Source organism: Niastella populi, assembly GCF_002078015.1.
In the GTDB taxonomy this organism is placed as follows: domain Bacteria; phylum Bacteroidota; class Bacteroidia; order Chitinophagales; family Chitinophagaceae; genus Niastella; species Niastella populi.
Genome location: NZ_LWBP01000156.1, coordinates 134,069 through 146,601 on the forward strand (window position 1 = coordinate 134,069; position 12,533 = coordinate 146,601).

Genomic DNA, 12,533 nt, shown 5'->3' on the forward strand with positions numbered 1-12,533 from the left:
TGCAAAATACTGATAATGCAGGAATTAGGAATTGGTTCCTGAACCTTTTTGCCTGCTCACTCATTGCAAAATACCACGCTTACCGGATGGAATCAGGATCCCTCCCCAATCCCTAACACCCCCAACACCTGCCTCCGGTATTTCAAAAACAAGATCAAACAACATACGAACGTGATCACCGCATAAATGAATAGCACGGCATCGCCCGCAAAAACGATCCCCAGCGAGGTAAGATGAAAAAAGATGGCGCCGCCCATTAGTCCCATCCCGAGCGCCGCCCCCCAGCCTGTTGTCCGGGGATACAGGATCAGAATAGAAGCGATCAGTTCCATTACACCGGTGCCAATGCGTCCCCAGGGCTCCATGCCCAGTTGCGTGAACAGGGCCACCGATTGTTCATGCGCGGTGAATTTAAAATACAGCGTTTGCAGCATTATTACGGCGGCTACTATCCGAAGTATCCAGGTGAATATGGTATCTATTTTCATGTTTGATGGTTTGTTTTGAGAAATACTGTTGCCAGGCACCGGGTACCCGTTACCGGGCCAGCATTCCCCCGGCAACCGGTAACCGGTAACCAGGATCATTTATTTATTGACGCCCAATGCACGTCAGCCTTGTTCTTCAAACCTGGTTCATTCTTATTCCACTCTGTAAGCGTGTTATTGAAGAATTTGTTATAGAACAGGTACAGCCTGTCATTGGTGATCTTGAAAGTTTTGGGATCTATCGATACTTTTTCGCCCTTGCTGCCCATGGCATACGCGCACCAGCCGCCGTATTGCGGTTCATAATGTGATGGGTTCTTTTTAAATTCTTCCTTATTGGCTGCAGACGAAAAATAATAGAGCACGCCCTGGTGTGAAACGGCGAATTCCTTCCGCCCTTTTACCGCTTCGCGCTGTTTGAAATACGCTACGGGGTCGTAACCCTGAATGGCCAGGTGGTTCTCGAGATTGAAATGTTTCAAACGCGGCGCATTATCCTGGGCAATACTGATGCTTACCTGTACCAATAGCAGGGCAACTGCTGTTAATAATTGTTTCATGACTTTTAATTGAAATAACAATTGATTACAGCCCAAAGCTATAAGGTTACATACGGCCGTTTTGTCGGCTATACGACAGGATCGTGGTTTTGTATTTTTTTAACATCAGGGAAACAGATCTCGTTGCGGTTCCAGGTGATCAGGCCTTCGGCACAAAGTTCATTGATAAGCGTGGTAACGGTTTGCCGGCTCGATCCTATGAGGTGGGCAATGTCTTCATGGGTAAGATAATTGGGAATGCAGATGGCGTTGGCAGCTTCCGTTATTTGTTTAAGCGCCAGTTGTAAGAGGAAACTGATAAGGCGGGCCTTTACATCTTTGTTCAGCAGGTTGAGCAACCTGTTCTCTATCTGCCGCAGTTTGCTGCCCACCTGTTTGCTGTATTTAAGTGCCAAAGCGGGCTTTTTTTGCAGCAGGTTCTGAAAGTCATCGATTGAAAATGCGCAGAGGCTTACATCGCTTTTATAGGCCTGGGCAAACTCACCGTTCAGGCTGTTCTTTTCAAGCGTTATTTGTCCGAACAGTTCGCCTTTCTGTATGATCTCTTTTATTACTTCACGGCCGCTTTCGTCGATGTAACCGATGCGTAAATAGCCGTCTTTTACGAAATACAGTTTATTGTGATGGAATGCCTCAAAGTAAATATAGTCGCCTTTGCGGGCTTCTATGAAGTTATGAACGATGTTCAGTTCATCGTACTCTTCATCGCTCAATTGCGACCAGAGATCGTAATTGCGAATCAAAAGCCATTTTTGGTCTGCAGCCATGAAGCAAAATTAGCTAATTTGCTAATATGCTAATGGGATAACGCATCAGGGTCGGCAGTCTTTATTGTACCGAAGCTCACGCGTAAGTTTCGATAACAGCCTTGTAATTAATAAGCATATTAACAACATTGGTATATTTATTAATTTGCTAATATACTAATGGGATAATGCATCAGGGTCGGCAGTCTTTACTGTACCGAAGCTCACGCGTAAGTTTCGATAACAGCCTTGTAATTAATAAGCATATTAACACATTGGTATATTTATTAATTTGCTAATTAATAAGCATATTAACACATTGGTATATTTATTAATTTGCTAATATACTAATGGTATAATGCATCAGGGTCGGCAGTCTTTATTGAACCGAAGCTCACGCGTAAGTTTCAATAATAGCCTTGTATTTAATTTGCACATTATCACATTAGCATATTATCCCATTAATGTATGATCTTCCCGGTTTGCGACCAAACCGCTTTTGCTGTTTTTACCATAATACGGTAATAATACATCCCTTGTGGAAGTGCCGATACATTGAATTCCTCATTGTGAAAACCTGCCTGTTTGCCGGCATCCACCACGGTTTTTATTTCCCGGCCCAACACGTCAAACAGCTGTATCGACACCCGGCCATCGGCGGGAAGTTCGTACAATATTCTGGCTGTAGTAATAGCCGGATTAGGAATAACGGAAACCCGGAAGCGTGCGGGGATTTCATCGATGCCGGCAACCAGTTCTTCCATTCTGGCGTTTGCGGCGCTGGCAATAGTCGTAGCACAGGCGCCCAACTCATCCCCGTGGCCAAAGTGTTCTGCAACATCGGAACTGTTTATACATAAAGTCTTTTTGCCTTTATGGCAAACCAGTATTTTATCGCCATTTTTACCGCAGGCAGTTTGCACCTGGTTGTATTTAACAGTGGCATAATCATAACAGCCGATACAGCCTTCGGGGTCGCTTCTGCCGGTGACATACACATTGCCTGAAGCATCCACGGCTATGCCAAAGGCAGCCTGATTGATACCGTTTTTATAAGCAACCGCCCATTGCAGCACCCCGTTACTACTAAATTTTACAGTGCCATATTCCTGCTCACCGGTTTGTCCGGTTACATATACATTGCCATCGCTGTCTATGGCCTGGTCGGTAGCACTCCATTCATTAAAGTCTTCTCCCGGGGGCGGACCATACTTTGCCACCCAGATCTCTGCGCCTGTCGATGCATTGTATTTAATAGTGCCATAGTCCAGGTCTGGTTCTTCCAGCCGCGGTGGCGAATTCGAAATACTGCCCGTTACTATTACATTGCCGGTGTTATCCAGCTTTACTGATACCGCAAAATCGTCACCGCCTTCATCGTGTATTGACACCCATTGCACTGCGCCCACGCTATTGTATTTAATGGTGGCCCAATCTAAAAGTTCAAACGGAAAAGGATCTCCGCTGGCATCAAAACCGCTGATGATTGTACCGGTTACATACACATCGCCTTCATTATCTGCTGTTACGGAATTGGCAACATCGCGGTCATTGCCTGCCCCATTATACCGCGATACCCACAATACAGATCCGGCTGCATTGTACTTTATCGTAGCGTAATCAAGATTGGTTCCTATGCCGGTACTGGAGCCGGTTACATAAACACTACCATCATTGCCGAGGGTGAGTGAACCGGCCCTGTCAGTGCCATTCGCCGGCCCGTTATACCTGGCTACCCATTGTTCTGCACCCTCCGAGTTGTATTTAATAGTGGCATAGTCTGCATTCGCGCCTGCGCCAAAACTGCTTCCGGTCACATATACATTGCCATCTGCATCCACGGCAAGCGATTGCGCTGCATCTATGGAATTGCCGGGACCATTATACCTCGATACCCATTGCAACACACCCATCGAATTGTACTTGATGGTGGCATAATCATCCTCCGTTCCAGCACCGGCAGAGCTACCGGTTACATATACGTTACCATTGGCATCAATGGCTATCTTTCGGGCATCATCAAAGGAGTTACCAGTTCCGTTGTACCTGGCCACCCATAACTGCACGCCGGCTGAATTGTATTTGACGGTAGCATAATCCCTGCTTGTTCCTACACCGGCAGAGCTACCAGTTACATATACGTTACCAGCTGCGTCAACAGCTATATCGGCTGCTTCATCTTCCAGGTTGCCGGAATTATTATATCTGGCTACCCATTCTTCGGTTACCTGCGCAGAAGCAACAATAGAAAGGAAAAGGAAAGAGCAAAGATGCCATGACCTCATGAGTACCATTTTTCTCATAACTAAAATTTTAGGTTTAATTAAACGGAGAAAAGCATCATAAGGCGGTAATGCAGGCTTTTCATTGGGAACGCCGGTGGATATCAATAAATGGGAACGGGTTTCAGGCGCTTGTCAAGGGAAGAAGCAAGAATTATTGGACAGTTCAGTCGCATATGCCTGTCGGAGTGGAGCGATGAATTCGGGTATTCAAAAACTTTACAAAGGACGGTGAAACCGGGAATATATTCAATGAGGAGCGTCAGGGTTTGTAAAAAAGGGAATGCCCGCCCGGCAGAAAGTCGTTCGGGCGGGGTCAATTGTGAATGGTCAATTTGGCTGCTCCACCGTGTGGCTTTTCAACTCGACTAAACCAATAAAAAAGTCCCGCTTATCGCGGGACTTTATATATAAAATTTACTTGTTATTTCTTTTACTCCCCTTTTGAGGCCGGGGTTACGCCGCAACCGTTTCTACCGGTTTCTTTCCCAGTTCCCTGATCATCCTGTAGTGCGATGCTATCGCCTGCTGCATGGTGGGGAATTCGTTGTATTTTATGCCGAACTGCTGGCAGGTTTGTTTTACGATCTTGTTAATTTCAGGGTAGTGAACGTGGCTGATGCGGGGGAACAGGTGGTGCTCAACCTGGTAGTTCAAACCGCCTACATACCACGAAATGAACTTATTACGAGGGGCGAAATTAGCGGTGGTTTTAATCTGGTGAATGGCGAATTCGTTCTCGATCTTCATGTGGTCCTGTTGGTCAAAATGCACGAACTCAGTGTGTTCTACCACATGCGCCAGCTGAAAAACTACCGCCAGGGTTATACCCAAGGTAAGGTTCAGGGCAATAAAGCCAATTACCCAGGGCAGCAGGCCTACAACTTTTATAGGGAGCGCTACAAATAAAAAGACATATAACAACTTACTGATCCAAAAAATGATATGATCCCTCGTCGTCATCTTTGTCATGGGAGTGGTATGCACTTTCTGGTTGAAATATTTTGTAAAGTCCATCACAAAGAACCATGCAAGTGAGGTAAATGCATATAATATAAATCCATATATGTGCTGGTAGCGGTGTGGTGGAAACCATTTTTGGGTAGAACATTGCCGCATGAGCGGGCTCAATGCGATATCGTCGTCTACGCCGTCGATGTTAGTGTAGGTATGGTGAACGATGTTGTGTTTGAATTTCCAGATGTAGGTATTGCCGCCCATTAAATTCGAGCTGAGGGCCATTGTTTCATTTACCCAGCTTTTGCTGCTATAACTGCCATGGCAGGCATCGTGCATCACATTAAACCCTATGCTGGCAATTACAAAACCCAGCACACAGCAAAGTAAGATAGCCACAACGGCAGGCATTGATGAAAAAAGCAGTAATGAGTACAGGAGGATGGCTGCCGGCGCCAGAACTATTGTTTTGGAATACAGGCGCCAGTTGCCCGTTTTTTTAATTTTCTGCTCTGCGAAATACTGATCAACTGAAGCTTTTAACGTATTGAAAAAACTCTTGTCTTTATTATTAAAGGTTACTTTAGGCATAATTATCCGAAAAATGTTTTAGTATCAACTTTATCTCCTGCAAAAATTGCTCCTGGTTATGAGCCTTTTTTATTGCTGGTTGGTGAAATTGTCTGATTTTCAGCGTCGCAAAGGTAAAGAAAGAATCGTTAAGACGCCCCCAAATACAAATGATTTCAATTTGTTCTCAAATTGATAATTGTCATACGAATGTTGGCAAAAGCCACACAATGATGCAGGAATAACAGACAGGGGGAGTTGCACTTTTTGTGCAGGGTTGTTGATATGACAGATGTGAAGGATACATACGAAAAAGTTTTTAACAGCATAGGCCCGGTAATACCAGTTGAGCAAACACTATGCCATCTGAATATTGGATTTTTTATAATTAAAACCGGTATCTAAATAACGAAATTATACGATAATAGTTGCGCAAAACAATATTAGCAACCTGCATGAACTCTTTGCCTGCTTATTTGTTGCCGTTACCTGTTGCATTTTGCCCATTGCCTATTGCCGCCCATTGCCTAGTGGTTCAAAGTACCAATTGCCCATGCAGCCGTATAAGCGCTTCCTGCGCACTGGCGCAAAACCCCGGATGCACACGCGATGTTTGTAAAATGGTACTGCGTTGCGCGGTGAGCCACCTGAAACGGCTGGGCATATCAAGCTGTGCAATAGGGCCGCCATCGCGGGCGCCTTTGCATATTTTTTCAAAAGCCTGCAGGTATGACTGTATTTCGGGAATATCCGCTTTTTCATCGAGGCATTTTACCCGCGCTTCATTGATCGTAAATTGGGTTTGTAGAAATTTTTGGTCTTTGCAGTACAGAATAATGCCCACATTGCAGAATTCTTCCCGTTCAACTTTGGGAACAATACGAATGACGGCGTACTCAAATAAGTATTTTTCCTGCATGTTGTTGGGCTTCTTTTACAAAAATGTGTGACGATGCAATACGGGTAATTAAAAAATCGGCGTACACCTGCCTCCGTTCGGCAACAGTTGCTTCCTGCTCATCGGTGGCCAGCCATTCGTCGGGCAACAGGTTTATGATGGCGCGAATGCGTTCTTCGGTTAGAATAGCTTTGTACCCGGCATCCACTTCGCTCAGCAGGGTTGCCTGGGGAAGCAATACATGGTCTTTTATCTGCACAAAAGGTTTTACCGCCTGTTCTTTCCAGTTCTGCCAGCTATGATGAAAATATAAAGAAGCGCCATGATCGATCAACCAAAGTTCTTTATGCCATACAAGCATATTGGTATTGCGCGGCGTGCGGTCAACGTTCATGAGCAAAGCATCGAGCCATACAATTTGCGATGCCAGTTGGGGCGCCAGTTTGGTTACCACGGGATCGTACGTGATGGCGCCCGACAAATAATGCAGGGCGAGGTTCAATCCAACGCTTGCTTTTAGCAGGTCCTGAATTTCCTCATCGGGTTCGGTACGGCCAAATGCGGTATCGAGGTTGGCAAATACGATCTCGGGCATTTTCAATCCGAGCGTACGGGCAATTTCACCGCCTATCAGCTCTGCAATAAGGGCCTTTATCCCCTGCCCGGCCCCGCGGAATTTCAGCACATACATAAAGCCGTCATCAGCTTCTGCAATGGCCGGTAATGAACCGCCCTCGCGCAATGGCGTTACATAGCGCGTTACGTTCACCGTTCTTATTTCAACTGTATTTTCTGCCATAAAAATTGGGGTTAAAAATAGGGATAAGTTGACAAGTTGACAAGTTGACGGATTAACACGTTAACAAGTGCGGGGTTAATGAGCGGTAACGAAAAATTCCCGCAGGTAAACCGCGGGAACACTCCTGTATGTTTTTATAACGAATGTTATAGAAGTAATCACTAATTTCAATGGTCCATTTGGAATGCGACGATGCTCAGGCAGGTAGGAAAACCAAAACTACCTGGTGAAATTATCCGTTTCTTCAAAAAAGTCGCCGGCGTCGCTTTTGACGTTCATGATATGCCACTGCATTTTTGCATTGGCCAGCAGGCTGATCTTTATGGTGTCGTGATCATCGAGTACTATCAACCGGCTGTTGAGGATCCTGTACTTCAGGGTATCTTTATAGTAGGGAGAAAGAGAAATTACGCGGCCATCTTTTGTAAATTCATACGATAGTTCGCCCAGGCTGAACCTGGCAGAATCTTTATTATCGAGCCCATAATAATGTGAATTCCAATATGCGTTGGTGAGGTTCCATTTCCCTATTAGCAGGTCCTGCGGTATCGGGTCGGCGGCAGCAGTATCCTTGGTGCATGCATATGCCAGTGCGAACAAAGCCAGGGAGGATACGATTATGCTCTTTTTCATAAGATCGGATATGTTTTCCTTTTATTGAATTTACTCGTTTACAAAGCGGTCTTTCATACGGCAAGATGATTCGACAAACTTTGTGTTGAGATTTCCCCAATGGGCAAACGCAATATTACTTTTTCGATGCTGGTAATTATCCTAATGGAAGTTGATCCGGCGCTAAAGTAGACATAATTTTTTGAAGGTGCAAGGGTGGACAGCTGCAAGCGAAATACAAATACAGCTGCAAGCTGCAAGCCTCAAGCTGTAAGCGAAATACAAATACAGCTGCAAGCTTCAAGCCTCAAGCGGTAAGCGAATACAAATACAGCTGCAAGCTTCAAGCCTCAAGCGGTAAGCGAAATACAAATACACGCTAATGCTGAAAGCCTAAAGGCGAAGACGAATACAAATACAGCAGCAAGCTTCACGCCTCAAGCTGTAAGCAATACAGTTCGCGACAACTCAAAACTCAGAACTGAACAACTGAATAACTGAATAACCGAATAACTGGGAATAACTGAACAACCGAACAATCAGTCACCCAACTATGACTTTTTTCACCACCCAACCTGACATTTGTCAGGTGGCCCCCATACACCCTGTAGTAAGTTTGTACTTCAAAATCAGGCACCAATATGACAGCTCAAAAATATCGTACAGCAGCAGAAGCAGTTCAGTTGATACAATCGAATCAGCGCGTATTCCTGCATGGAAGCGCCGCTACGCCCGTTCACCTGATAAAAGCATTGCTGGCCCGCCATGCTGAATTGAACAACGTTGAACTGGTTAGCATAACTACCTTAGGCGATGTTGATTTCAATAAAAGTGAATACCTCAACAGTTTTTTCTTTAACTCCTTATTTGTTTCGGCCAACGTACGCAATGTGGCTAATAGCGAGCTGGGCGATTATGTGCCTGTGTTCCTGAGCCAGATCCCGCAATTGTTCAAACGGAATATCCTTCCCATCGATGTGGCATTGATACAGGTATCGCCGCCCGACCGGCACGGGTTCTGTACCCTGGGTACATCTGTTGACATTGCCCGTGCCGCAGTAGATACCGCCCGTATCATCATTGCACAGGTGAACCCGCAAATGCCCCGCACCCATGGCGATGGTTTCATTCACGTAAATAAGATCGATGTGCTGGTTGAACACGACAGCGCATTGCCCGAAGTAGACTATTCTTCCAAAGTAAATGCCGCCATTGCGCAGATCGGTAAAAATGTGGCGTCGCTCATCGAAGACGGCGCTACGCTGCAAATGGGCATCGGTAACATTCCCGACCAGGTGCTGAAAAACCTTACCGGTCACAAGAACCTGGGCATACATACAGAGATGTTGTCCGACGGCGTAATACCGCTTATTGAGCAGGGCATCATCAACAACAGTTGTAAAAAGGTGAACGTGGGCCGCTCCGTAACCGGGTTTATGGCCGGCACCCGCAAACTGTATGATTTTGTGAACGACAATCCCGCCATTCGCGTAATGGCTATAGAATATGTGAACGACACCAGCGTCATTCGGCAAAACCCCAGGGCCACGGCCATCAACAGCGCCATTGAAATAGATCTTACCGGACAGATCTGCGCCGATTCTATCGGTACGTATCAATACTCGGGCATTGGCGGACAAATGGATTTTATGCGCGGCGCTTCATTGTCAGACGATGGCAAGCCCATCATCGCCATGGCTTCCACCACATCGAAAGGTTTATCGCGTATTGTTCCGTTCCTGAAGGAGGGTGCCGGTGTTGTTACCACGCGTGGTCACGTGCATTGGGTGGTTACCGAATATGGTATCACCGATCTGTTTGGGAAGAATTTAAAACAAAGGGCGAAAGCGTTGATAGAGCTGGCGCATCCTGATCACAGGGAGGAATTGAGTAAGGCGGTTTGGGAGCGGTTTTATAAAACAGTTCTTAGTTCTTAGTTCATAGTCCATAGTTCATAGTTCTTAGTTCATCGTTCACAGTTCATAGTTCCTAGTTGTTCAGTTATTGAAGTCTAAGAATAATTATTCATTTTAAATTTCGCGGGCCATTGACCATTGACCATTCACCATTGACCATTGACCATTGACCGAAAGCCCCATCCTGGTTTTGCCAGAACGGGGCTTTGTTTTGCTTTTGGGTTAAATAACGCGAAGGCTTGTATTTTATAACATATCCCGATTGCCGGGATCTGTATTGCTTTCAACTTATTTCTCGCTCAGCGCTACTCCTACCGAAACCCGGGTATCATCATAGAACAGGTTCAGGGCAGTAGGTTTAGCACCTGCAGGTACTTTGTACGTCCAGCTTTCAACGCCTGAAGTTGCTTCAGGTTGTGCTCTTAAGAAATCGGTACCTGAATCGTGGGTGATGTTGGTGCCATTGTCAAGTTGCAAACGTGAGTCGCTATAGGCAATTGACACGCTTCTTCCATCACCTATTTGGGTTTTATTCGTTACGGTAAGCTTGAATGTGAGTTCAATACCATTGTCTTTACCATCGGGGTCGGTCAATGCAATGGCGGTTGCGCCTGTTACTTTTACCAGGGCCTCTTTTTGTTTGCCTAAAATGGCCGAATCGGGAGTGATGGTTACAGCGTATTCTTTAGGCGCGTTGGCAGGAGCCGATTTTTGTTCTTCACCGGAGTTGGATGACTGTTCGGAAGTGGCGTTTTCGCTGCTTTCTTCTTTTTTGCTACCGCCTTTACAAGCTGCAAAAACAAGGACAGATGCTACAATACCCAGTGTAATAACTCTTTTCATAAAAAAATTGAGGTTTAATAATCCATTAAAAAAAGCATGCAAATAAACTGTATTTATAATAAATGCTATATTAACTGAACGATAAATACCTACTTACCTTAGTATTGAAAGCCCGTTCAATAGCTTTTATTTTTCATACGCGTTATATGTTGCGCATTCGATGAAAATGTTACAGGTTGGTTTATTTACACAGGAGTTTTTTTTTAACTCTTCCTGTCTTCAATTGCCAGGGGCTTATAAATTGCCCTGAATAAGGTCAGAAATGAACTCAAAAGGCGGGACGTTCTTCATCTGCTATTTCTACTTCCGGGTAGCATTTTTTTCTGATCTTTCTTAGGGCCAGGTATTCCCCTGGTTCGGGACGGCTTCGTACCATCTTCGTTAATATACCGTATATATTTCGTACATGTCTCGTATATGTGTCGTATATAAGCCGTCTTTTTAAAAGATACGGGATATGTACGAATAGCCTTTGAAAGATTATTTTGACACTATAGGGACATATGCGAAGCAGGGTGCGAACAGGTACGCTCTGGTTATAAAACAGCTATGAACAAAGGGAAAAAATGTAAGGTGGGATGAAAAAGGGGGGTAAAAATGTGTGCTTATTACGCGAAATTAATGTGTAAAATATAGATAACCGGATGGTTACTTTAAAGATACATGTTTTTTGTAAATTACATATGATGCCTTATATACTTAATGCCATTAAACCAATTGATTATGGGAAAATTTCAGCCACCCTTCTCTTTTACCGGTACGATAGGTAATATCTCCGTTTACAAGATGCGCGGTTCTGACAAACCGATCGTGCGAAGAAAAGGCGGTCCTACCAAAAAACAGATCCAGACAAAACCCTCTTTTGCCGCCACCCGAAGAAATAATATGGAATTTGGCGGAAGGGCCCGCATTGCCGGCCAGGTGTTGGATATACTTCGTCCGCTTAAATACCTGGGCGATTATAACCTTGCCGGTCCATTGAATACCCTGTTCAAACCTATTCAGGAACTTGATACGGTGAGCGAGCACGGGCAACGGAACGTTGTGCTCACTAAAGATCCGCATTTGCTGCAGGGTTTTTCCTTCAGTCGCAAAAATCCTTTTGAAAACATTATAGCTAACCGGATTATTTATACGCTTTCAAAAGAAACATTGAAGGCCTCCGTTACTTTTCCTGCACTGATACCTGGTGTAAACTTTTTCATTCCGGGTAATTACGCCTGGTATAAATTTATGGTAGTATTGGGTACTATTGAAGATATGTTTTATACTGAAAGAGGATATAAACCGCAAAATGGAAAGGAAATGTTTATGTGGGAACTGGAAGTAACCGACTGGTTGGCCGTTTCACCACGATCTGAACCAGTTACTGTAGCGTTTAACAGTATGGGCGACTACTTTGAAAAACTTGATGAAAATGTAAGTTTTAACCCTCAGAGTCTGCTGCTTGCAGTTGGCATTGCGTTTGGGAATATGGTCAGGGGCGAGGTAGAAATGGTAAAATATGTTGGCGCAGGGAAAGTATTGGCAATGGCGTGAATACGCTGAACGCAAAACGCTGAACGCTAATACACAAGTCTGTAATGCAGCCGAAAGCATAAAGCCGAAAGCCGAAAGCCGAAAGCTGATACAAAAGTCTTTAAGGCAGAAGACTGTTTAAATACAAAGCAGAAAGTCCAAAGAGAAATTTTATTCGCTTTCAGCTTTAGCCTGTGTTTGTATTCGCTTACTGCTTGCAGCTTGAAGCTTGCAGCTGTATTCGCCTTTCAGCTTTAGCCTGTATTTGTATTCGCTTGAAGCTTACAGCTTGCAGCTTGAAGCTGTATTTGCTTTTCAGCTTTAACCTGTATTTGTATTCGCTT

11 protein-coding genes are annotated in these 12,533 nt (G+C 44.7%); 2 read left to right on the top strand and 9 right to left on the bottom strand.

Features of this window, described 5'->3' with window-relative positions; genetic code table 11:
• Positions 1-92 precede the first annotated feature (92 nt).
• The 8 genes from A4R26_RS14245 to A4R26_RS14280 form a co-directional block, all read right to left on the bottom strand.
• Positions 93-488 (bottom strand): DoxX family protein, encoded by a 396-nt coding sequence (locus tag A4R26_RS14245; RefSeq protein WP_081164442.1) that lies wholly within the window; start codon positions 486-488, stop codon positions 93-95.
• Between the two features lie 95 nt (positions 489-583).
• Positions 584-1,048, bottom strand: a complete 465-nt coding sequence (locus A4R26_RS14250) for a YHS domain-containing (seleno)protein (protein WP_081164426.1) — start codon at positions 1,046-1,048, stop codon at positions 584-586.
• A gap of 68 nt (positions 1,049-1,116) precedes the next feature.
• On the bottom strand, positions 1,117-1,815 hold the full coding sequence (locus A4R26_RS14255) for a Crp/Fnr family transcriptional regulator (protein ID WP_081164427.1): 699 nt from the start codon (positions 1,813-1,815) through the stop codon (positions 1,117-1,119).
• Between the two features lie 440 nt (positions 1,816-2,255).
• Entirely contained in the window at positions 2,256-4,097 is a 1,842-nt protein-coding gene (locus A4R26_RS14260; protein WP_133054668.1) for an SBBP repeat-containing protein, read from the bottom strand.
• Between the two features lie 435 nt (positions 4,098-4,532).
• On the bottom strand, positions 4,533-5,624 hold the full coding sequence (locus A4R26_RS14265) for a fatty acid desaturase family protein (RefSeq protein WP_081164429.1): 1,092 nt from the start codon (positions 5,622-5,624) through the stop codon (positions 4,533-4,535).
• A 514-nt stretch (positions 5,625-6,138) separates the two neighbouring features.
• Positions 6,139-6,522 carry a DUF3037 domain-containing protein gene (locus tag A4R26_RS14270; RefSeq protein ID WP_081164430.1) on the bottom strand — a complete coding sequence of 128 codons (384 nt, stop codon included), beginning with the start codon at positions 6,520-6,522 and terminating at the stop codon, positions 6,139-6,141.
• Positions 6,500-7,300, bottom strand: coding sequence for a HipA family kinase (locus tag A4R26_RS14275; RefSeq protein WP_081164431.1), 801 nt, complete (start codon positions 7,298-7,300; stop codon positions 6,500-6,502). Before A4R26_RS14275 ends, A4R26_RS14270 begins: the two co-directional genes overlap by 23 nt.
• A 219-nt stretch (positions 7,301-7,519) precedes the next feature.
• Positions 7,520-7,933 carry a hypothetical protein gene (locus A4R26_RS14280; protein ID WP_081164432.1) on the bottom strand — a complete coding sequence of 138 codons (414 nt, stop codon included), beginning with the start codon at positions 7,931-7,933 and terminating at the stop codon, positions 7,520-7,522.
• A 620-nt stretch (positions 7,934-8,553) separates the two neighbouring features.
• Between A4R26_RS14280 and A4R26_RS14285 the strand changes: the two genes are divergently transcribed.
• On the top strand, positions 8,554-9,849 hold the full coding sequence (locus tag A4R26_RS14285; protein WP_081164433.1) for an acetyl-CoA hydrolase/transferase family protein: 1,296 nt from the start codon (positions 8,554-8,556) through the stop codon (positions 9,847-9,849).
• A 267-nt stretch (positions 9,850-10,116) separates the two neighbouring features.
• Here A4R26_RS14285 and A4R26_RS14290 read toward each other — a convergent pair whose 3' ends face one another.
• Positions 10,117-10,671: a hypothetical protein gene (locus tag A4R26_RS14290; RefSeq protein WP_081164434.1), complete on the bottom strand. Its 555-nt coding sequence runs from the start codon at positions 10,669-10,671 to the stop codon at positions 10,117-10,119.
• A gap of 723 nt (positions 10,672-11,394) precedes the next feature.
• Between A4R26_RS14290 and A4R26_RS14295 the strand changes: the two genes are divergently transcribed.
• Positions 11,395-12,210 carry a hypothetical protein gene (locus tag A4R26_RS14295; RefSeq protein WP_081164435.1) on the top strand — a complete coding sequence of 272 codons (816 nt, stop codon included), beginning with the start codon at positions 11,395-11,397 and terminating at the stop codon, positions 12,208-12,210.
• Positions 12,211-12,533: the final 323 nt, after the last annotated feature.